At 76.4% G+C, this 19,291-nt stretch carries 24 protein-coding genes; 9 read left to right on the top strand and 15 right to left on the bottom strand.

Going from position 1 to position 19,291, the window contains the following annotated elements; all coding sequences use genetic code 11:
- Position 1: 1 nt before the first annotated feature.
- Entirely contained in the window at positions 2–865 is an 864-nt protein-coding gene (locus BUE37_RS15615; RefSeq protein ID WP_245794645.1) for a class I SAM-dependent methyltransferase, read from the top strand.
- Positions 866–878: 13 nt separating this feature from the next.
- On the opposite strand, the gene BUE37_RS15610 is transcribed toward BUE37_RS15615, so the two are convergent.
- Positions 879–1,880 (bottom strand): helix-turn-helix domain-containing protein, encoded by a 1,002-nt coding sequence (locus BUE37_RS15610; protein WP_073421251.1) that lies wholly within the window; start codon positions 1,878–1,880, stop codon positions 879–881.
- An 81-nt stretch (positions 1,881–1,961) separates the two neighbouring features.
- On the opposite strand from BUE37_RS15610, the gene BUE37_RS15605 reads away from it, so the two are divergent.
- Both BUE37_RS15605 and BUE37_RS15600 read left to right on the top strand, forming a co-directional pair.
- Positions 1,962–2,180: a hypothetical protein gene (locus BUE37_RS15605; RefSeq protein ID WP_073421250.1), complete on the top strand. Its 219-nt coding sequence runs from the start codon at positions 1,962–1,964 to the stop codon at positions 2,178–2,180.
- A gap of 10 nt (positions 2,181–2,190) precedes the next feature.
- Positions 2,191–2,412: a DUF3072 domain-containing protein gene (locus tag BUE37_RS15600; protein WP_073421249.1), complete on the top strand. Its 222-nt coding sequence runs from the start codon at positions 2,191–2,193 to the stop codon at positions 2,410–2,412.
- A gap of 363 nt (positions 2,413–2,775) precedes the next feature.
- Here BUE37_RS15600 and BUE37_RS15595 read toward each other — a convergent pair whose 3' ends face one another.
- Together BUE37_RS15595 and BUE37_RS15590 are read right to left on the bottom strand one after the other, a co-directional pair.
- Positions 2,776–3,456 (bottom strand): response regulator transcription factor, encoded by a 681-nt coding sequence (locus tag BUE37_RS15595; RefSeq protein WP_073421248.1) that lies wholly within the window; start codon positions 3,454–3,456, stop codon positions 2,776–2,778.
- On the bottom strand, positions 3,453–4,673 hold the full coding sequence (locus BUE37_RS15590; RefSeq protein ID WP_073421247.1) for a sensor histidine kinase: 1,221 nt from the start codon (positions 4,671–4,673) through the stop codon (positions 3,453–3,455). Before BUE37_RS15590 ends, BUE37_RS15595 begins: the two co-directional genes overlap by 4 nt.
- A 217-nt stretch (positions 4,674–4,890) precedes the next feature.
- Between BUE37_RS15590 and phoU the strand changes: the two genes are divergently transcribed.
- Positions 4,891–5,550, top strand: coding sequence for a phosphate signaling complex protein PhoU (phoU, locus tag BUE37_RS15585; RefSeq protein WP_073421246.1), 660 nt, complete (start codon positions 4,891–4,893; stop codon positions 5,548–5,550).
- A 57-nt stretch (positions 5,551–5,607) separates the two neighbouring features.
- On the opposite strand, the gene BUE37_RS15580 is transcribed toward phoU, so the two are convergent.
- From BUE37_RS15580 to mshA, 5 genes are read right to left on the bottom strand one after another with little or no spacing between them, the layout of a single operon-like run.
- Positions 5,608–6,372 carry a phosphoglyceromutase gene (locus BUE37_RS15580; RefSeq protein ID WP_073421918.1) on the bottom strand — a complete coding sequence of 255 codons (765 nt, stop codon included), beginning with the start codon at positions 6,370–6,372 and terminating at the stop codon, positions 5,608–5,610.
- A gap of 31 nt (positions 6,373–6,403) precedes the next feature.
- Positions 6,404–6,706: a hypothetical protein gene (locus tag BUE37_RS15575; protein ID WP_073421245.1), complete on the bottom strand. Its 303-nt coding sequence runs from the start codon at positions 6,704–6,706 to the stop codon at positions 6,404–6,406.
- A 9-nt stretch (positions 6,707–6,715) separates the two neighbouring features.
- Positions 6,716–8,317, bottom strand: a complete 1,602-nt coding sequence (locus tag BUE37_RS15570; RefSeq protein WP_073421244.1) for an MFS transporter — start codon at positions 8,315–8,317, stop codon at positions 6,716–6,718.
- Positions 8,314–8,892 (bottom strand): YbjN domain-containing protein, encoded by a 579-nt coding sequence (locus tag BUE37_RS15565; protein ID WP_073421243.1) that lies wholly within the window; start codon positions 8,890–8,892, stop codon positions 8,314–8,316. The genes BUE37_RS15570 and BUE37_RS15565 overlap by 4 nt, the downstream gene beginning before the upstream one ends.
- Positions 8,889–10,214: a D-inositol-3-phosphate glycosyltransferase gene (gene mshA, locus BUE37_RS15560; protein ID WP_083628748.1), complete on the bottom strand. Its 1,326-nt coding sequence runs from the start codon at positions 10,212–10,214 to the stop codon at positions 8,889–8,891. Before mshA ends, BUE37_RS15565 begins: the two co-directional genes overlap by 4 nt.
- Before the next feature lie 86 nt (positions 10,215–10,300).
- On the opposite strand from mshA, the gene BUE37_RS15555 reads away from it, so the two are divergent.
- Entirely contained in the window at positions 10,301–11,086 is a 786-nt protein-coding gene (locus BUE37_RS15555) for an SDR family oxidoreductase (RefSeq protein ID WP_073421242.1), read from the top strand.
- Between the two features lie 2 nt (positions 11,087–11,088).
- On the top strand, positions 11,089–11,583 hold the full coding sequence (locus BUE37_RS15550; RefSeq protein WP_073421241.1) for a GNAT family N-acetyltransferase: 495 nt from the start codon (positions 11,089–11,091) through the stop codon (positions 11,581–11,583).
- Positions 11,584–11,828: 245 nt separating this feature from the next.
- Here BUE37_RS15550 and BUE37_RS15545 read toward each other — a convergent pair whose 3' ends face one another.
- Positions 11,829–12,830: a UDP-N-acetylmuramate dehydrogenase gene (locus tag BUE37_RS15545; RefSeq protein ID WP_073421240.1), complete on the bottom strand. Its 1,002-nt coding sequence runs from the start codon at positions 12,828–12,830 to the stop codon at positions 11,829–11,831.
- Positions 12,831–12,889: 59 nt separating this feature from the next.
- On the opposite strand from BUE37_RS15545, the gene BUE37_RS15540 reads away from it, so the two are divergent.
- From BUE37_RS15540 to BUE37_RS15530, 3 genes are read left to right on the top strand one after another with little or no spacing between them, the layout of a single operon-like run.
- The gene (locus BUE37_RS15540) at positions 12,890–13,747 is read left to right on the top strand and encodes an SAM-dependent methyltransferase (RefSeq protein ID WP_073421239.1); all 858 of its coding nucleotides are present in this window, start codon (positions 12,890–12,892) and stop codon (positions 13,745–13,747) included.
- On the top strand, positions 13,744–14,604 hold the full coding sequence (locus BUE37_RS15535; RefSeq protein WP_073421238.1) for a spermidine synthase: 861 nt from the start codon (positions 13,744–13,746) through the stop codon (positions 14,602–14,604). The genes BUE37_RS15540 and BUE37_RS15535 overlap by 4 nt, the downstream gene beginning before the upstream one ends.
- 51 nt (positions 14,605–14,655) lie before the next feature.
- Positions 14,656–14,865, top strand: coding sequence for a PspC domain-containing protein (locus BUE37_RS15530; RefSeq protein ID WP_073421237.1), 210 nt, complete (start codon positions 14,656–14,658; stop codon positions 14,863–14,865).
- A 15-nt stretch (positions 14,866–14,880) separates the two neighbouring features.
- Here BUE37_RS15530 and BUE37_RS15525 read toward each other — a convergent pair whose 3' ends face one another.
- The 6 genes from BUE37_RS15525 to ygfZ all read right to left on the bottom strand — a co-directional run bounded on the left by BUE37_RS15525 (position 14,881) and on the right by ygfZ (position 19,289).
- On the bottom strand, positions 14,881–15,165 hold the full coding sequence (locus tag BUE37_RS15525) for a DUF2516 family protein (RefSeq protein ID WP_073421236.1): 285 nt from the start codon (positions 15,163–15,165) through the stop codon (positions 14,881–14,883).
- Between the two features lie 121 nt (positions 15,166–15,286).
- On the bottom strand, positions 15,287–16,006 hold the full coding sequence (locus BUE37_RS15520) for a hypothetical protein (RefSeq protein WP_073421235.1): 720 nt from the start codon (positions 16,004–16,006) through the stop codon (positions 15,287–15,289).
- Positions 16,003–16,548: a helix-turn-helix domain-containing protein gene (locus BUE37_RS15515; protein WP_083628746.1), complete on the bottom strand. Its 546-nt coding sequence runs from the start codon at positions 16,546–16,548 to the stop codon at positions 16,003–16,005. Before BUE37_RS15515 ends, BUE37_RS15520 begins: the two co-directional genes overlap by 4 nt.
- Before the next feature lie 100 nt (positions 16,549–16,648).
- Entirely contained in the window at positions 16,649–17,620 is a 972-nt protein-coding gene (locus BUE37_RS15510; RefSeq protein ID WP_073421234.1) for an asparaginase, read from the bottom strand.
- Positions 17,617–18,186, bottom strand: a complete 570-nt coding sequence (locus tag BUE37_RS15505) for an RsiG family protein (protein WP_073421233.1) — start codon at positions 18,184–18,186, stop codon at positions 17,617–17,619. The genes BUE37_RS15510 and BUE37_RS15505 overlap by 4 nt, the downstream gene beginning before the upstream one ends.
- A complete protein-coding gene (gene ygfZ / locus BUE37_RS15500) occupies positions 18,183–19,289 on the bottom strand; it encodes a CAF17-like 4Fe-4S cluster assembly/insertion protein YgfZ (protein WP_073421232.1) in 1,107 nt (368 codons plus the stop codon). Before ygfZ ends, BUE37_RS15505 begins: the two co-directional genes overlap by 4 nt.
- Positions 19,290–19,291: the final 2 nt, after the last annotated feature.

Genomic DNA, 19,291 nt, shown 5'->3' with positions numbered 1-19,291 from the left:
CGTGGCTGCCCCGGTGACCCCTCCCCCGCCGACCTGGACGGCCGAGGACACCGAGGAGGTCGACTGCTGCCTCTGCGGCGTCCGCGGCCGGCTCGTGCACGACCTGGCGCCCTTCGGCGTCGTCCGCTGCCCGTCCTGCGGCCTGGTGTTCGTCAGCCCGCGGCTGCGCCCGGAGGCCCTGCAGCGCCTCTACGACGACGTCGGCTACTTCGAGGGCGGCGTCTACGGCGGTGCGGTCGACGGTGGGTCCGCCGACGGCGGGGCGCAGGAGACGGGGCGGTTCGACCCGGCGATGGTCCTGCAGCGCACCTGGACGGCGGGCCGGCTCGCCCTGCTCGACCGGGTGCGCGGTCGCGCCGCCGGGGGCCGGCTGCTCGAGGTCGGCGCCGGCTACGGGCTGTTCCTCGACGCCGCGCGCCGCGCCGGCTGGACGGCCAGCGGCGTGGAGCTCTCCCGCACCGGCGCGCAGCACGCGGTGGACGCGCTCGGCCTCGACGTCTTCTGCGGCCAGCTCGCCGACGCGCCGCTGACCCCGGGCTTCGACGTCGTCTGCGCCTGGGACACCGTCGAGCACGTGCCCGACCCGCTCGACTTCTGGCGGACGGCGCGCTCGCTGGTGGCCGAGGACGGCGTCGTGCTGTTCTCCACGCCCTACGTGTCGTCACTGCCGGCGCGGCTGCTGGGCACCCGCTGGTGGACGCTCAAGCCCGCCGAGCACATCTGGCACTTCACCCCGCGCACGCACGCGATGGTGCTGGCGCGCGCCGGCTTCGCCCTGACGCAGGTGGTGCGCAGCCCGCTCGCGCCGAGCAACGCCGGCCGGCTGGACAGCCTGGTGGGCGTCGCCCGGCCGATCCCGGTCTGACCCTCCCCCGCCCTCAGGCGGCCGAGCCCTCGCTGACCGGCACCAGGGCCGCGGCGCGGAAGGTCTGCCGGTAGGCCCTCGGGGAGACGCCCCGGCGGCGGCCGAACTGCTCGCGGAAGCCGGCCGCGGTGCCGAAGCCGACGAGCCGGGCGATCTCCTCGACCGGGGCGTCGCTCTCCTCGAGCAGCGTCTCGGCCGCGGCGAGGCGCTGGGCGAGCAGCCACGCGTGCGGCGTCGTCCCCGTGGTGGCCTTGAACCGGCGGGCGAAGCTGCGCGGGCTCATGAGCGCACGCCGGGCGAGGACCTCGACGCTGATGTCCTCGGCGAGGTGCGCGCGGGCCCAGTCGAGGACGAGGCCCAGCAGGTCGTCCTCGCAGCGGGCGACGGGCTCGTCGATGTACTGGGCCTGGCCCCCGTCGCGGTGCGGCGGCACGACCATCTCGCGGGCCAGCGCGTTGGCCGCCGCCGAGCCCCACTCGCGGCGCACGAAGTGCAGCAGCGCGTCGACGCCGGCGGCCGTGCCGGCACCGGTGATCAGGGTCCCCTCGTCGACGTAGAGGACGCGCGGGTCGACGTCGACCGCCGGGTACCGGGCGGCGAGCTCGCCCGCGTAGCGCCAGTGGGTGGTGGCCCGCTTCCCGTCGAGCAGCCCGGCCGACGCGACGACGAACGCGCCCGTGCAGTGGCTGATGATCTGGCCGCCGCGGGCGTGCACGGCGCGCAGCGCCTCGAGGACCTCGTCCGGCACCGGCTTCGACAACTTCTCCCAGGCGGTGACCAGGACGACGTCGGAGACCGCGAGCCGCTCGAGGCCGTGCTCGGCGTGGACGGCGAGCCCCGTGTCGGTGCGCACCACCCCCGGCGCGGTGCTGACGATCGCGAAGTCGAAGCGCGGCAGGCCGAAGCGGGAGTGGTCGTAGCCGAAGACCTCCGCGGCGACGCCCAGGCCGAAGGCGCCCAGGACGCCGTCCCCGGCGAGGAGGCTGACGACGACGGGACGGTCGGTTCCGGTCACGCCGACATCATGGCAGGAAAGACGCGGTCCATGTCACCCCTGCCACTCGTCGGCGCGGATCGGCCGGAGCACGCTCGTCCCATGTTGCTGATCACCTGCCCCGTGACCCGGGCCGACGAGCTGGTCGCCGACCGGCGGATCCGATCGGTCACCAACCACCCGACCCACGTCGCGCTGGCCGTGGAGTGCCCCTCCTGCGGCAGCGTGCACGTCTACCGGACCGGCCGCCGCTGGGAGTCCCGCGAGGCCGCGCCGGCCGCCGCGGCCGCTCGACCTGCGCCGGAGCTCGCGCGCGCCTAGGCTCGAACACATGAGCGAATCGAACGTCAACACCGGTCAGGCCGGCGACCCCACGGCGGAGAAGGACCCGTCGGACTGGGTGACCGGCGACGAGCCCGCCACGGGCGCGCAGAAGAGCTACCTGCACACGCTGGCCCGCCAGGCCGGCGAGGACGTGCCGGAGGACATCACGAAGGCCGACGCGTCGAAGAAGATCGACGAGCTCCAGGAGGAGACCGGCCGGGGCCAGTGACCCCGGTCGGTCAGCTCGGGTGGCGGGTCCGCAGGACCCACCCCCGAGCTGACGGGAGCACGCGCGACACGTGGTGAGCCCACGCGTGGTCGCGGTGCCCGCCGGTGCCGCCCTGCGAGGACGGCGGACCGGTCGCGGGGCCGGAGGCTCCCGACCGGCACGCCGTGGCAGGGCTCAGCGCAGGCCGGGACGGCACCTGGCCGCGGTGTCGGCCGGTAGGCCGACGACGTGATCGCCCTGCGAGGACGGTGGACCGGTCGCGGGGCCGGAGGCTCCCGACCGGGATGCCGTGGAACGGCTCAGTGCAGCGGGGGGACGCCTCCTGGCCGCGCCCGTCGGCCGGAGGCCGACGATGTCATCGCGTCACTGCTCGAACTTGTAGCCCAGGCCGCGGACGGTCACCAGGTGCTTGGGGTTGGCCGGGTCGGGCTCGATCTTGGCCCGCAGGCGCTTGACGTGGACGTCGAGGGTCTTGGTGTCCCCCACGTAGTCCGAGCCCCAGACGCGGTCGATGAGCTGGCCGCGGGTGAGCACCCGCCCGGCGTTGCGCAGCAGCAGCTCGAGCAGGTCGAACTCCTTGAGCGGCAGGGCCACCTGCTCGCCGTCGACGGCGACGACGTGCCGCTCGACGTCCATGCGCACCGGGCCGGCCTCGAGCGCGCCCTCGACGGGGGCGTCGACGTCGCCGCGGCGGCGCAGCACGGCGCGGATGCGGGCGACGAGCTCGCGCGCCGAGTACGGCTTGGTGACGTAGTCGTCGGCGCCGAGCTCGAGGCCCACGACCTTGTCGACCTCGGAGTCCTTGGCCGTGAGCATGATGATCGGGACGTTGCTGCGGGAGCGCAGCGCCCGGCAGACCTCGGTGCCGGGCAGGCCCGGGAGCATGAGGTCGAGCAGGACGATGTCCGCTCCGGCGCGGTCGAACTCGGCCAGCGCCTCGGGCCCGGTGGCGGCCACGACCGCCTCGAAGCCCTCACGGCCGAGCATGTAGGACAGCGCGTCGGAGAAGGACTCCTCGTCCTCCACCACGAGCACTCGCGTCATTTCCGTCCTTCCTGGAGGACCCCGGCCGGGGCGTCGTCCGCCGCGCCGGGAGGTTCGGGGCGGTCGGAGGGGTCCTCGACCGCGAGGGGGATGCGCAGGGTGAACGTGGAGCCGAGGCCCTCCTCGCTCCACACGCTCACCGAGCCACCGTGGTTGCTGGCCACGTGCTTGACGATCGCCAGGCCCAGCCCGGTCCCGCCGGTGCTGGTGGCCCGCGACTGGTCGACCCGGTAGAAGCGCTCGAACACCCGCTCCCGGTCGGCCCGGGGGATGCCGATGCCGCTGTCGGTGACGGCGATCTCGGCGAACCCGCCGCGGGACCGCGCGCCGACGGCGATCTTCGTGTTCTCCGGGCTGTAGGCGACGGCGTTGGCCAGCAGGTTCGTGACCGCCGTCGTCAGCTGGTTCTCCACGCCGCGGACGGCGAGGCCGCGGCGCCCGCCGACGGCGATGGTGATGCCCTTGGCGGCGGCGGCGAGGCCGGTGCGGTCGACGGCCTCGGTGAGCACGGTGTCGACGTCGACCGGCGCGAGCTCGGGCAGCGGCTCGGCGCCCTGCAGCCGGGACAGGTCGATGAGCTCGCGCACCAGCTTGGCCAGCCGGTCGGCCTCGTGCGCCATGCGGGCGGCGAAGCGCTGCACCGTGTCCGGGTCGTCGGCCGCACCCTGCATCGCCTCGGCGAGCAGCCCCAGCGCGCCGACCGGCGTCTTGAGCTCGTGTCCGACGTTGGCGACGAAGTCGCGGCGGACCGCCTCCACGCGGCGCGCCTCGGTGACGTCCTGCAGGACGAGCGCGACGGGGCCGGGGACGACGGTGGGCGCGGCGTCCAGCGGGACGCCGTGCGCCCCGACCAGGCGGGTGCCGCCGCCGACGACCTCGCCGGGCAGGGAGACGTCGGCGCGCCGGCTGCCGGAGGTGCGCACCGTGCGGACGAGGTCCGACAGGGCCGGCACCAGCAGGCGCCGGTCACGGACCAGGCCCAGGGCGCGGGCGGCCGGGTTGGCCACGACGACGGCGTCGTCCTTGTCGAGCACCAGGACGGCGGGGTCCATGAGGTCGATGAGCCGCCGGGCCAGGGCGGCCTCGCGGGCGGCGTCGCCGGGGTCGGCGGCGGCCCGCGGGGCCGCGTCGGACGGCCGGCGGGCCAGGACGACCGCGACGGCTCCCAGCGCCGCACCGACGACGAGGCCGGCCACGACGGCGACCAGCAGGCTCACGCCGCCGATGCTAGGCGTCGCGGGGCCCGGGACATCCCCCGTGTGAGTGGTCGCGGAACCGGGTAGACCGATTGTTCATGCCCGGGTGCCCCCGCGTTCACCGGGCGGGATCTCGCGCTGTCCGGTGAGCACCTACCCTCGGTGTCCTGGGGACGGCCGCCGAGCAGAGGTGTCCGGACGGCGTGACCGGTGAGGGCCGGCCCGACGAGGAGGACCCGTGCGCGAGCACTACCGCGAAGAGCTCGAGGACATCAACAACTGCCTCGTGGAGATGTCGAACTCCGTGGGCTCGGCCATGAGCAAGGCCACCACCGCGCTGCTCGACGCCGACGTCGCCCTCGCCGACCTGGTGATCGCCGGCGACGAGCACATCGACGCGGTGCGCGAGAGCATCGAGGAGCGCTGCTTCACCCTCCTCGCCCGCCAGCAGCCGGTCGCCACCGACCTGCGCACGGTCACCACCGCGATGCGGATCGTCGGGGACCTCGAGCGCATGGGCGACCTCGCCGTCCACGTGGCCAAGCTGGCCCGGATGCGGTTCCCCGAGTCCGCCGTCCCCACCGAGGTCCGGCCGATCTTCCTCGAGGCCGGCCACGTCGCGCAGAGCCTGGTGACCCAGGTCGGCACGGTGATCGCCAAGCTCGACGTCCAGGGCGCCGCCCAGCTGGAGCGCGACGACGACCTCATGGACCAGCTGCACCGCCAACTGTTCACCGAGCTGCTGAGCCCCGGCTGGCCGCACGGCATGGAGTCGGCCATCGACATCACGCTGCTCGGCCGCTACTACGAGCGCTTCGCCGACCACGCCGTCAGCGTCGCCCGCCGGGTGGTCTTCCTGGTCACCGGCGAGCGGGACATGGTCGCGCTCCCGAACTGAACCGCCGTACGACGAGGGCCCCCGCACCGCACGGTGCGGGGGCCCTCGTCGCTGCGGCTACTTCTTGCCCTGGTTCTTCACGGCCTCGATGGCGGCCGCGGCGGCCTCGGGGTCGAGGTACTCCCCGCCCGGCTTGACCGGCTTGAGGTCGGCGTCGAGGTCGTAGCGCAGCGGGACGCCGGTGGGGATGTTGAGCCCGACGACCTCGTCCTCGCCCATGCCGTCGAGGTGCTTGACCAGCGCCCGCAGGCTGTTGCCGTGCGCGGCGACCAGCACGGTCGCGCCGGTGCGCAGGTCGGGGACGATCGAGTCGTACCAGTACGGGAGCATCCGGACGACGACGTCGGCCAGGCACTCGGTGGCCGGCCGCACCTCGGGGGGCAGGAAGCCGTAGCGCGGGTCGGCGTCCTGGGAGTACTCGCTGCCGGGGTCGATCGGCGGCGGCGGGGTGCTGTAGGAGCGGCGCCAGGTCATGAACTGCTCCTCGCCGTACTCGGCGAGGGTGGCGGCCTTGTCCTTGCCCTGCAGCGCGCCGTAGTGCCGCTCGTTGAGCCGCCACGACCGGCGCACCGGGATCCACTGCCGGTCGGCGGCGGCGAGCGCCAGCTCGGCGGTGGTGATGGCGCGCCTGAGCAGCGACGTGTGCAGCACGTCGGGCAGCAGGCCGTGCTCGGCCAGCAGCTGCCCGCCGCGCGCGGCCTCGGCGCGCCCCTTCTCCGACAGCTCGACGTCGACCCAGCCGGTGAACAGGTTGGCCCTGTTCCACTCGCTCTCGCCGTGGCGGAGCAGCACGAGGGTCCCGGGCGTGGTTCCCGCAGACATGGTCACGGGCCCATCCTGCCCGACGCCGTCCTCAGCGGGTGACCAGTGGCCAGAGCACCCATGCCTCGTAGACCGCCGGGGGTGCCAGGCCGGCCAACAGCCAGGGGCTGCGCACCCGCCGGGCGGCGCCCCACCGCACCGCCGCGACCAGGGCGACACAGCAGCCCACGGCGACCGCGAGCCACAGCACGGTGGCCCCGACGTCGACGACGAACAGCTGCGCGAGCACGAGCTGCACGGCGCACAGCAGCAGCGGGTAGACCAGGCCGGAGGCGGCCACCACGCCCATCAGCGCGCGGCCGAGCCGCTCCTGCTGCGCGGGTGGCTCCTGCACGCCCCCACGCTAGGCGGCGGAGACCTCCCGCGCGCCCGGCCGGCGGCGGCCGGGCAGCCACACCAGGACGACGACGGCGGCGACCGCGGAGGCGGCGGCGGTGCCGACGGCGGTCAGGTGCATCGCCGAGACGAACGCGTCGCGGGCGGTGTCCTCGAGCGCCCCGGCGGCGGCGACGGCCTGCGCGTCCCCGGCGGCGCGGGCCTGCTCGGCCGTCGTCCGGGCCGCCTCCAGCGTGGCCGCGATCGACGTGCTCGCCTCGGCGCGGACGTCGGCGGGCAGCACGTCGACCGCGCGGCCGACGTTCGCGGCGTAGGCGGTGGCCAGCACCGACCCGAGGATCGCCACGCCGAGCGCGCCGCCGACCTGGCGGACGGTGTTGTTCACCGCGGCGCCGGCGCCGGCCTTCTCGCGCGGCACCACGGCCATGATCGACTCGGTCGCCGGCGCCATGACCGCGCCCATACCGAGGCCCTGCACGGTCAGCGCGGTGAGCAGCAGCCACAGCGGGGCGGCCTGGTCGAGCAGCTGGAAGCCCAGGAACGACAGCGTGATGAGCACGAAGCCGCCGGCGCAGACGGCCTTGGCGCCGAACCGCTCGGCGAGCCGCGAGCTGCGCGGGGCCATCAGCGCCATGCCCAGCGCCACCGGGATGAGCGCGGCGCCGGACTGCAGCGGGTCGTAGCCGCGGGCGCCCTGCAGGTAGTACACGAGGTAGAACGTGGCGCCCATCAGCGCGAAGAAGTTCAGGCCCAGCGCCGCGGCGGCCGCGGAGAAGGCCGGGTTGCGGAACAGCGAGACGTCGAGCGCCGGGTGCGAGGAGCGCCGCTGCAGCCAGACGAACAGCGCCAGCAGCAGCGCGCCGCCGAGCAGCGGCACGAGCACGCCCGGCGTCGTCCAGCCCACCCCGGAGCCGCCGTGGATGATCCCGTAGACGAGGCCGGCGAGCGCCGCGATCGACAGCAGGACGCCGGGGACGTCGAGGCGGCCGGGCGCCGGGTCGCGCGACTCGGGGACGAACACCAGCGTGGCGACGACGCCGAGGACGGCGACCGGCACCCCGATCAGGAAGATCGCGCCCCACCAGTAGTGCGTGAGGACGGCGCCGCTGGCCAGTGGCCCGCCCGCGACGGCGAGCCCGGCGGTGGCCGCCCAGATGCCGATGGCGCGGCCGCGCTCGCCGGGCGGGAAGACGTTGGTGAGCACGGCGAGGGTGGTCGGCTGCACCGCCGCGCCGCCGACGCCCATGACCGCGCGCCAGGCGATGAGCTCCAGGGGGCTGTCGGAGAACGCGGCGAGGACCGACCCGGCGGCGAAGACGGTGAGCCCGATCAGCAGCACCCGGCGGCGGCCGATCCGGTCGCCGATGACGCCCCAGGAGAACAGCAGCCCGGCGAACACGACGATGTAGGCGTCGACGGCCCACTGCAGCTCGCCCTGGGTGGCGCCGAGCTCGCGCTGCAGGGTCGGGATCGCGACGTTGAGCGTCGTGTTGCCCATGATCACCACGAGCAGGCAGACCGTCATGGTGGCCAGCACCCACCAGCGCCGGGCGTAGCCGGGGCGCTCCTCGGCGGGGGCGGCCAGGTCCTCCCGCCCGGGAGCGGTCATCCCCCGCCGTCCGGTGCGGGCGCTCCCCCGCCGTCCCTCCGGTCGGCTCCCCCGGCCTGCGCGAAGGCGGCGAAGGCCTCCAGGTTGCGCAGCGACTCCCCGCGCCTGACCCGCCACTCCCACTCGCGCCGGATCGAGGTGCCGAAGCCGATCTCGAGCAGCGTGTTGAACGAGTCGTCGGCGTAGCTGAGCACCGCGCCGAGCACCCGGTCGAGCTCCTCGGGCGTGACCGCGGCGTGCGGCAGCCGGCCGGTCAGGTAGATGTCGCCGACCCCGTCGATCGACCACGCGACGCCGTACATGCGGGCGTTGCGCTGCAGCAGGTGGGTCCACAGCTGCTCGCGGTTCTCGTCGGGCTGGCGGCAGACGAAGGCCTCCACGCGCAGCGCGTGCTCGCCGACGACGAGCCCGCAGACCGTCTTGAGCTTCTTCGTGCCGGGCAGGTCGACCAGCCAGCGGCCGGGCGCGGGGTGCTCGTGCACCAGCTCGGCCTCGCGCAGCGTGGCGTCGATGACGGCGTCGAGCGCCGCGACGACGTCGCCCCGCGCGGTGGGGACCTCCTCCGGGCCGCTCACCAGGCCACCTGCGGGACCGTCGGGAGCCCGGCCACCGGCCGCAGCGCCGGGCGCCCGGCGGCGGCCATCTCCGCGCCCGCCGCGGCGTAGGCGTCGACCAGCGCGCCGGCCGTGCGGTCCCAGGAGAACGCCGCGGCGTGCCGGCGGGCGCCGGCGGCGAGCATCGGGCGGCGGGCGAGCACGGCGCGGATCGCCGCGGCGTAGGCGCCGGGGTCGCGGCTGCCGACGAGCACGCCGGAGACGCCGTCGCGCACGGCCGTGGGCAGGCCGCCCACCGCGGCGGCCACAACCGGTGTGCCGCACGCCTGGGCCTCCAGGGCCACCAGCCCGAAGGACTCGTTGTGGCTGGGGACGACGGCGACGTCGGCGGCGCGGTAGTGCAGGGCCAGCCGGTCGGGGCTCTGCGGCGGCAGGAAGCGCACCAGGTCGCCGATGCCGAGGTGCGCGGCGAGCTCCTCGAGCTGGCGCGGCGCCTCCAGCCCGGAGCCGCTGGGCGCGCCGACCACGTGCACGCGCAGCCGGCCGCGCAGCGACGGGTCGTCCTCGAGCATCCGCGCGGCGGCGGCGAGCAGCAGGTCGGGCGCCTTGAGCGGCTGGATGCGCCCGACGAAGGTCAGCACGACAGCGTCGGCGGGGACGCCCAGCGCGCGGCGGGCGGCGGCGCGGTCGCCGGGGGTGAACCGGTCGAGGTCGACGCCGGGCGGGACGACCAGGGTGCGCCGGGGGTCGGCCCCGTAGTGCTCGACGAGCTGGCGGGCCTCCTCCTCGGTGTTGGCGACCAGCCGGTCGGCCTCGGCCACCACCTGCTCCTCGCCGATCACCCGCGCCCGCGGCTCGGGCCGGTCGCCGTCGGCCAGGGCGGCGTTCTTCACCTTCGCGAGGGTGTGCGCGGTGTGGATGAGCGGCACGCTCCAGCGGTCGCGCGCCAGCCAGCCGACCTGGCCCGACAGCCAGTAGTGCGAGTGGACGACGTCGTAGTGCCCGGGCTCGTGCAGGGCCTCCTCGCGCAGGACGCCGGCGGTGAAGGCGCACAGCTGCCCGGGCAGCTCCTCCTTGCCGAGGCCCTCGAACGGGCCGGCGCTGACGTGCCGCACGGTGACGCCGGGGCTCATCTCGACCACCGGAGGCAGGTCGCTGGAGGTGGCGCGGGTGAACACGTCGACGGCGATGCCGCGCGCGGCCAGCCGCCGGGACACCTCGACGATGTAGACGTTCATGCCCCCGGCGTCGCCGGCACCGGGCTGGTCGAGCGGGCTGGTGTGCACCGAGATCGTCGCGACCCGGCGCAGCGCGCGGGAGCCGAGGCGTCGGCGAGCAGGCACCCGCGACCTCCCGCCTCACGCCGTCCCGGGCGCCGTCGCGGCACCCCTGTCGGCTCTCCATCCTGCAACAGGGACAGGATGGCCACATGCCCGGTGTCGCCGATCTCTCACCGTCCACCGCCCGTCCCCTGCCGGGGTCCGGGCGCACCGCCGTCGTCACCGGGGCCTCCAGCGGCATCGGCGCGGCCACCGCGGAGCGCCTGGCCGCGGAGGGCTTCGACGTCGTCCTCGGCGCCCGGCGGCTGGACCGGCTCGAGGCGCTGGCCGAGCGCACCGGCGGGCGGGCGCTGCAGCTGGACGTCACCGACCCGGCGTCGGTGGAGGCGTTCGCCGCCGCGCTGCCGCGGGTCGACGTCCTGGTCAACAACGCCGGCGGGGCCTTCGACACCAACCCGGTGGCCGACGCCGACCTCGACTCGTGGGCGCGCACCTACGACGTCAACGTGCTCGGCACCGTGCGGCTGACCAAGGCGCTGCTGCCGGCGCTGCGGGCCTCGGGCGCCGGCGACCTGCTGTTCGTGGGCTCCACGGCCGGGCTGGTCAGCTACGAGGGCGGTGCGTCGTACACGGCGGCCAAGCACGGCGTGCACACGCTGGCCGGGACGCTGCGCCTGGAGCTGGTGGCCGAGCCGGTGCGGGTCATCGAGATCGCGCCGGGGATGGTGCGCACGGAGGAGTTCTCGCTCAACCGCCTGGGCAGCCAGGAGAAGGCCGACGCCGTCTACCGCGGCGTGCGGGAGCCGCTGGTGGCCGAGGACGTCGCCGACTGCATCGCCTGGGCGCTCACCCGGCCGCACCACGTCAACGTCGACCTGCTCGTCGTCCGTCCCCGCGCGCAGGCCGCGCAGCACAAGGTCCACCGCGAGGACTGACGGTGCGCGTCCGCGAGGCCACCGACGCCGACTGGCCGCTCGTCTTCCCGTTCTTCCGCGCGGTGGTCGACGCCGGCCGCACCTACGCGTTCCCGGCCGGGTCGTCCCTGGACGAGGCCCGCGGGTGGTGGATGGAGGCGCCTCCGGGGCGCACGGTCGTCGCCGTCGAGGGGGACTCCGTCGTCGGCAGCGCGAAGATGGGTCCCAACCGTCCGGGGCGGGGGTCACACGTGGCGACGGCGAGCTTCCTCGTCGACCCGGCGGCCCAGGGCCGGGGCATCGGCCGGGCCCTGGGTGAGCACGTCGTCGCGTGGGCGCGGGACGCCGGCTACCGCGGCATCCAGTTCAACGCCGTCGTCGAGACGAACGCGCCCGCGGTCTCCCTGTGGCGGTCACTCGGCTTCGAGGTGGTGGGCACGGTGCCCGGCGCGTTCGACCACCCCGAGCACGGCTTCGTCGGCCTGCACGTGATGTACCTGGACCTCACCGGCCGCTGACGCGCCCGCCGGCCTCGCGCCGCGGTGCCCGGCCTCGCGCTGCGGGGCGAGGTCGGGCACCACAGCGCGAGGGTGGGCACGAGGCGAGGGCGAGGACGGGACCCGGCCGCGGTCCGCGACGGGACACGCCCTGCGAGGTGGCGCGAGGAGTGGGCGCCGGAGGCTCCCGCGAGCGAGCGCCAGGAGGGGCTCAGCGCCGGTGGGGGACGGCCCTGGCCGCGGTGTCGGCCGGCAGGCCGACGACGTCAGAGCCGCTGCGGCTCGGGGACCAGCGTGACGCCGAACCGGTCGTGGACGGCGGTGACGACGCGGTCGGCGAAGGCCATCAGCTCCTCCGCCGTGGCGCCGGGCTCGGTGGTCAGCGCCAGGCTGTGCCGGGACGAGGTGCCCACCCGCCCGTCGCGGGTGCCGCGGCCGAAGCCCGCCGACTGCACCAGCCACGCGGCGCTGAGCTTCACCCGGCCGTCGGCGGCGGGCCAGCTCGGGCAGCCCGGCACCGCCTGCTCGGGCGGGACCACCGGGTTGGTGAAGAACGAGCCGGCGCTGCGGGTGTCGGGGTCGGCCGGGTCGACGACCATGCCCTTGCCGCGCCGCAGCTCCAGCACGGCCGCGCGGACGTCGGCCAGCGGCGCCCGCCCGCCCAGCTCGACGTCGAGGCGCTTCGCGAGCTCGGCGTACTGCACGGGGCGGGACAGCGGGCCCGCGTCGAGCGCGAAGGTGACGGTGAGGACGACGAACCGGCCGGGCTCGCGCTTGAGCCGGCTGTCGCGGTAGCCGAACGCGCAGTCGGCGTTCGACAGCACCCGCTCCTCGCGGGAGGTCCGGTCCCAGACGCGCACCTCGGTGACCGTCTGCGCGACCTCCTGGCCGTACGCGCCGACGTTCTGCACCGGCGTCGCGCCGGTGGAGCCGGGGATCCCCGACAGCGCCTCCATCCCGGCGAGCTCCTGCTCCACGGTGAGCGCCACGAGGTCGTCCCACGGCTCGCCGGCCTGCACCTCGACGACGTCGCCGCGCCGCTGCACGCCGCGGCTGCGCACCGCCACGACGTCGCCGGACCAGCCCGCGTCGGGGGCGACGACGTTCGAGCCGCCGCCGAGCACCAACAGCGGGCGTCCCGCGTCGTCGGCCTCGCGGACGGCGGCGACCAGGTCGGCGGCGGTGGTGACCTCGACCAGCCGGTCGACGGGCCCACCGACCCCGAGGGTCGTGAGGTCGGCGAGACGGGCGTCGGAGCGGACGAGCACCCGCCCACGGTAGCCACGGCCCGCCAGCCCGCCGGGGAGGCGGACTACCCTCGGGTCCGGTGAGCGAGGGCGACAGCGGGCACAAGCGCCGGGCGTCGCTCACCCCCCGCAGGGCCAACCCGCGCCTGGCCGCCGGCCGGGCCCGCGCGCTGGGCCTGCCCACCCGCGGCACCACGAACGCCAACCGGCTGCGCCGGGTCGACCGCTGGATCCTCGCCACCCAGCTCCCCCGCCTGCGCGACGCCGCCCGCCCGCTCGTCGTCGACCTCGGCTACGGCGCGTCGGCGGTGACCACCTTGGAACTCGTCGACCGGCTGGCCCCCGCCGTGCCCGGCCTCGAGGTCGTCGGGCTGGAGATCGCCCCCGCCCGGGTGGCCGCCGTCGAGGCCGACCGCGACCCGCCGCGGGTCGACTTCCGCGTCGGCGGGTTCGAGCTCGCGGGGCTGCGCCCGGTGCTGGTGCGCGAGTTCAACGTGCTGCGCCAGTACGACGAGGCGTCCGCGGCGCGCGCCTGGGAGACCACCTGCGCGGCGCTGGGCCCCGGCGGTCTGCTGGTGGAGGGCACCTGCGACGAGTGGGGACGGCGGGCGACCTGGGTGGCCCTCGACGCCGACGGCCCGCTCACCCTGACCCTCGCCGCCCGCGTCGCCGACCTCGACCGGCCCTCCGACCTCGCCGAGCGGCTGCCCAAGGCCCTCATCCACCACAACGTCCCCGGGCAGCCGGTGCACGACCTGCTGCGCGCCCTCGACGCCGCCTGGGCCGCCGCGGCCGGGCTGACCGCGTTCGGGCCACGGCAGCGGTGGGGAGCCGCGGTCCAGGCCCTCGCCGACGACGGCTGGCCGCTGGTGGGCTCCACGCGGCGCTGGCGGCACGGCGAGCTGACGGTGCGCTGGTCGGCGGTGGCGCCGTCGTGAGGCGCGGCGAGCGCCCCCCGGTGGTGCCGCCGGGTCCCACCGAGGTCGACGGCGGCACGGCCGAGCTGCTCGGCGACGCCGACCGCGACGGCTCGTGGGTGCTGATGGTCGAGGGGACGCCGCAGTCGCACGTCGACCTGGACAACCCCGCCCACCTGGAGTTCGAGTACGTCCGCCGGATGGGCCACGTGCTCGACCTGGCGGCGCCCGAGGGGCAGCCGGTCGACGCCGTGCACCTCGGCGGCGGCGCGCTCACGCTGGCCCGCTACCTCGCGGTGACCCGGCCCGGCTCGCGGCAGCGGGTGGTGGAGGTCGACCAGCGGCTCACCGACCTGGTCCGCGCGCACCTGCCGCTGCCCCGCGACGCGCGGGTGCGGGTGCGCGCCGCCGACGCCCGCGCCGGGCTGGCGGCGCTGCCGCCGGCGAGCGCCGACGTCGTCGTCAGCGACGTCTTCGCCGGGGCGCGGACGCCGGCGCACCTGACCACGGTCGAGTACGCCGCGGAGGCGCACCGGGTGCTGCGGCCCGGCGGTGTCCTGGCCGTCAACGTCGCCGACGGCCCGCCGCTGCGCTTCGCCCGCGGGCAGGTGGCCACGCTGCGGGCGGTCTTCGCGCACGTCTGCGTGCTCGCCGAGCCCGGCACGCTGCGCGGGCGGCGGTTCGGCAACCTCGTCGCGGTGGCCTCGGACGCGCCGCTGCCGGTGGCCGCCCTGACCCGGCGCTGCGCCGCCGACCCCATGCCCGCGCGGGTGGTCGAGGGCGAGGACCTGGCCCGGTTCGTGGGCCGCGCGCAGCCGGTGACCGACGCCGGGGCGGTCGCCTCCCCGGAGCCGCCGCCGGGCGTGTTCAGCCGCTGACCAGGGTCTTCCCCGATGCCGGGGTGCCCGGAGCGCGCCTAGGGTCGGGGCATGACCTATCCCGCACCGGCTCCGCGCCGGCTCGCCCGCGACACCCGCAACAAGATGATCGCCGGCGTCTGCTCCGGCATCGCCCGCCGCTACGGCATCTCGACCGGCGCCCTGCGGCTGGCCTTCGTGGTCTCGTGCATCCTGCCCGGACCGCAGTTCATCGCCTACCTGGTCCTGTGGGTGCTCATGCCGCGCGACGACCGGTACTGACCCGGCCGCCCGCGGTCACCAGGGGCTGTTGCCCCGCTGCACCCCGCGGACCGCGGGCCGCACGTCGACCAGGTAGACGACGGCGGCGATGACGGCGGGCAGGCCGAGGAAGGTCATCGGCCCGGACAGGTAGAGCACCACCGCGGCCAGCGCGGTGATCGCCGCCCAGGCCGGCTTGGTGAGCTTCCCGGCGGCCACGTAGTTGGGCGCCGGGCGGATGACCGCGTCGACGAGAGCCCAGACGGTCAGCGCGAGGGTGGCCCAGTACAGGGCCTCGAGCAGGACCGCGTCGAACGCCATGCCGGGGAGGGTACCCGCCGGGAGGGACCGCGGGACCCCTCCGCAGGGAGGACACGGCCAGGGACGCGACAGGGCCCCGGAGCGCCTACGGCAGCTCCGGGGCCCTGGTCGGGTACCGAGGTCAGTCGGTGGTCTTGGCGGTGCGGGTGCGGCTCACGCGGGTCGAGGTGCCGGCGGCCTTGCCGCGCGCGGCGGTGGTGCGCTTGGCCGGCTTGCGGGCGGCCTTGGCGGTCGCCTCGTCGGCGGCCTCGGCGGTCTCCTCGATGGTGGCCTTGGCCGAGTCGGCGGCCTCCTCGACGGCCTCCTCCGCGCGGGCGGCGGCCTTGGTGGTCTTCGAGGCGGCCTTCTGGACGCGCGAGGTGATCTCGTCGGAGGCCTCGGTCACGGCCTCGGCGGCGTCCTCGATGACCTCCTCGACGGTCTCCTCGACGGTGTCGACGGCGGCCTCGGCCTTGGCGGCGAAGCGGCGGAAGCCGGGCTGGCGGCGCAGCTCCTGCAGCACGTCGGCGCCGCGCTCGGCCAGCACCTCGACGGTGCCGGCGGCCTGGGCGCGGGCCTGCTCGACCAGCGTGTTCAGGGTGCCGACGACGGCCTCGGGGCGGACGGCGCCGGCCAGGCCGCGGGCGCGGTCGGCGGCGAGCTCGGCGCGGGTGCGGGCCTCCTTGGTGGCCAGGTCGACCTGGACCTGGGCCTCACCGGGGAGGGCCTCGGCGCGCGAGCGCAGCGTGGCGAGGACGGTGCGGGCCTGCGTGACGGCGAGGTCACCGGCGCCGACGGCGACCAGCAGCGGCGTGCGGCCGCGCTCGGCGACCTGCTCGAACAGGGAGGTGGCGGTGGTCATGCTGTCTCCTCGGAGATCGTGGGCCCGTCCGCGGGGACGCGGTGCGGGGCGGGGCTCGGGGCGGTGCTCGGGGAGGTGCCGGGTGTCCGCGGGGCGGCGGCGTGCTCGCGCACGTAGGTCTCGTACAGCTCGAGGAGCACGGCCTTGTGCCGTTCGGAGAGCTGCTCGTCGGACCGGATCGCCGCGATCGTGTCGGGGTTGCCGGGGCGCCGGTCGAGGATGCCCGCCTGCTCGTAGAGCGTCTCGGCGGAGATCTCCAGGCCCTTGGCGATGGCGGCCAGGATCTCCGCCGACGGCTTGCGCAGCCCCCGCTCCACCTGCGACAGGTAGGGGTTGCTCACCCCCGCGGTGCGGGCGAGCTCGCGCAGGGACACCCGGGCGGCGCTGCGCTGCTCCCGGATGAACTCCCCCACCTGCGAGCGCACGGTCGAGACCTGCTGGGCCTCGGCCGCGACGGTCTCCGCGACGCTGCCGGCGAGCTGGTCCACCTTCTCGCGGACCGACCTCACCTGACCGCTCACGAACTCGCCGGGGGTCTGCACGTACTCGACGGTAACCAGGGGTGCTAGCAGCTGCAAGCGCAGCTGCTAGCACCCCTGCGTGAGTCCTCTCACACCCGGCGTGTCCCCGCCCGGGCGCGGGTCAGGTGGTCAGCACCGCCGACGGCCGCACCTCACCGACGACGCCGTCGCCGCCGGTGACCGGCGGGGCCGACCAGCGGGCGAGCACGTCGGCGTCGACCCCGAGGCGGCGCAGCGCGGCGGCGAGCACCGGCGCGCGGCCGCGGTCGCCGCCGTCGTCGAGCTTGTAGGCGATCGCGCCGCGGCCGGGCAGCGCGGCGACGTGCACGCCGTCGGCCCCGCCCTTGACCAGCAGGCCGGGCACGGCCTCCATGAGCAGGGTGTCGTCGCGGCCGGTGCCGGCGACGTACCAGGGGTGGGCCCGCATGGCGTCCGCGACGGCCCGCTCGGGCGTCCCGGGGTCCGCGTCCACCAGCGAGCGCAGGCCGCGCGCCAGCCCGGCCAGAGACATGCCGTGCTGGGGTGCGCCGCAGCCGTCGACGACGACCGCGGCCACCGGCTCGCCGGCCGCGGCGGCCAGGCGGGCCTCGATCGCCTGCTGCAGCGGGTGCTGCGGGTCGAGGTAGCCCTCGGTCGGCCAGCCGGCCGCGACGCAGGCGGCGAGCATCGCGGCGTGCTTGCCCGAGCAGTTGAACGCCAGGCGCTCGGGAGCGCGACCGCCGGTGATCCACGCGGCGCGCGTCTCCTCGTGCCCGGGCAGCGCGGCCGGGCAGCCGAGGGCGCCCGCGTCGAGGCCGGCGGAGGCGAGGATCGCCTCGGCGCGGTCGCGGTGGCCGTCCTCGCCGGCGTGCGAGCCGGCGGCGATGGACAGCTCCTCGCCCGTGCGCGGCCGCCAGCCGGCGGCGAGGTAGGTGGTGGCCTGCACCGGCTTGTTGGACGAGCGGGGCAGCACGGGGCGGGCGACGTCGCCGGCCGACCAGCGGACGTCCCCGTCGGGGCCGAGCACGACGACGGCGCCGCGGTGCACCGACTCGAGGAAGCCGGAGCGCCAGACCTCGACGAGGACCGGCGCGTCGGGCCAGGGCGCGCTCAGTGCCTGGCCTCGTCGGCGAGGAGGGCGGCGACGTCGGCCTCGCCGTTGCGGTAGCGGCGGGCGAGCTCGCCGGCGAGGGCGTCCATCACCTGCTGCACGCCGCGGCGGCGCTCGGACAGGGAGCCCTCCGCGGAGGCCAGGGCCCGGGCGGCCTGCTCGAGCTCGGCGTCGGGGAGCCCGGCGACGTCGGACAGGTCGACGCCGCGGGTCAGGCCGTTCACCCAGGACTCGTAGCGCTCGGGCGCCGCCGGCTGCACCGTCTGGTGGCGGCCCAGGCCGTGGGCGGGCCCGCGGCCCTTCTCGGCGAGGATCTCCGGCAGCAGGTCGACCAGCGAGCGGCCGTCGTGCTCGGCCCGGCGCTGCAGCTCCCGGCGCACGATGTCCAGCCGCCCCTGCAGCAGCCGCCGCGTGTAGGAGAGGTTGACCTCCTCCTGCTCGGCCCGGCGGCGCAGCCCGCGGACGTCGGCCATCGGGCGGGACTCGACGCCGGCGAGGAAGGCCGGGTCGAGCAGCTCGTCGACGGCCGCGCCGCCGGCGGGGGTCGGAGGGGTGCTCGCGGAGGTCACCGCCCGATGGTGGCAGACCGGACGGCGCGGACGCGGTCGCGGGCGGCGGCCCGGGTGTCGTCGAGCGCGGCGGGGGCGTCGTCGGGGTCGATCACGGCCCGCGAACCGCCCACCGTCAGCTCGTCGCCGGCGCCCACCGACTGCTTGACCAGGGCGAGCGCGACGACGCCGAGCTCGTGGTGGCGCACGACCGTGCCGGCGCGGCCGACCTCGCGCTCCCCGCGCAGCACCGGCGCACCCGCAGCCGGCAGGTCCTCGCTGACGCCGTCGAGGTGCAGCAGCACCAGCCGCCGCGGCGGGCGGCCGAGGTTGTGCACGCGCGCGACGGTCTCCTGGCCGCGGTAGCAGCCCTTCTGGAGGTGGACGGCGCTGTCGAGCCACTCCAGCTCGTTGGGGATGGTGCGGTGGTCGGTGTCGGCGCCCAGCCGCGGACGGCGGGCCTCCACGCGCAGCGCCTCGTAGGCGTCCAGGCCGGCGGTCCCGGCACCCGCGGCGGCGAGCGCGTCGGCGCGGGCGGCGAGCTCGGCGCGCGGCACCAGCAGGTCGACCGCGGGGACGCCGTCGCCGAGGGCCGGCATGCGGCGCACCCAGCCGCCGCCGGGCAGGGCGGCGACGGCGTACGGGGCCTCCGGCGCGGGCAGGCCGGCGGCGGCGAGCACGTCGGACCCGCGGGGGCCGACGAGCGTCAGCATCGCCCAGTCCCCGGTCACCAGGGCGGGCTCGACGCGGAGCATGAAGACCATCCGCTGCAGGAAGGTCGCCAGCGCGGCGCCGGTGCCCGGCTCGACGTCGGCCCAGGTGGTGCCGCCGAGCTCGGCGAGCACGAGGTGGTGCTCGACGTGGCCCTGCGGCGAGAGGACCAGCGCCTGGGTGCCGGTGCCGTCGGCGAGCCGCTCGAGGTGCTGGCTGGTGAGGCTGTGCAGCCAGGAGAGCCGGTCGGGGCCGGGGATCGCGAGGACGTCGCGGTCGCTGCGGTCGACGAGCCCGGCGCCCTCGGCGAGCAGGCGCTGCTCGCGCAGCGGGTCGCCGTGGTGGGCGGCGACGGTGCCGCCCTCGGCGACGACGGCGCCCGCTCGCGCGGCGAGGGGGGAGGTGGTGCTCATGC

It is taken from the genome of Geodermatophilus nigrescens, assembly GCF_900129495.1.
GTDB lineage: Bacteria > Actinomycetota > Actinomycetes > Mycobacteriales > Geodermatophilaceae > Geodermatophilus > Geodermatophilus nigrescens.
This window is presented reverse-complemented; position numbering and strand designations above follow the sequence as displayed.

What these genes read in the sequence shown, in the direction of transcription:
- BUE37_RS15605 (WP_073421250.1), top strand. Translation starts at nt 1,962, where the DNA reads ATGTTGCTGATCACCTGCCCCGTGACCCGGGCCGACGAGCTGGTCGCC.
- BUE37_RS15600 (WP_073421249.1), top strand. Translation starts at nt 2,191, where the DNA reads ATGAGCGAATCGAACGTCAACACCGGTCAGGCCGGCGACCCCACGGCG.
- BUE37_RS15595 (WP_073421248.1), bottom strand. Translation starts at nt 3,456, where the DNA reads ATGACGCGAGTGCTCGTGGTGGAGGACGAGGAGTCCTTCTCCGACGCG.
- BUE37_RS15580 (WP_073421918.1), bottom strand. Translation starts at nt 6,372, where the DNA reads ATGTCTGCGGGAACCACGCCCGGGACCCTCGTGCTGCTCCGCCACGGC.
- BUE37_RS15570 (WP_073421244.1), bottom strand. Translation starts at nt 8,317, where the DNA reads ATGACCGCTCCCGGGCGGGAGGACCTGGCCGCCCCCGCCGAGGAGCGC.
- BUE37_RS15555 (WP_073421242.1), top strand. Translation starts at nt 10,301, where the DNA reads ATGCCCGGTGTCGCCGATCTCTCACCGTCCACCGCCCGTCCCCTGCCG.
- BUE37_RS15530 (WP_073421237.1), top strand. Translation starts at nt 14,656, where the DNA reads ATGACCTATCCCGCACCGGCTCCGCGCCGGCTCGCCCGCGACACCCGC.
- BUE37_RS15525 (WP_073421236.1), bottom strand. Translation starts at nt 15,165, where the DNA reads ATGGCGTTCGACGCGGTCCTGCTCGAGGCCCTGTACTGGGCCACCCTC.
- BUE37_RS15520 (WP_073421235.1), bottom strand. Translation starts at nt 16,006, where the DNA reads ATGACCACCGCCACCTCCCTGTTCGAGCAGGTCGCCGAGCGCGGCCGC.
- ygfZ (WP_073421232.1), bottom strand. Translation starts at nt 19,289, where the DNA reads ATGAGCACCACCTCCCCCCTCGCCGCGCGAGCGGGCGCCGTCGTCGCC.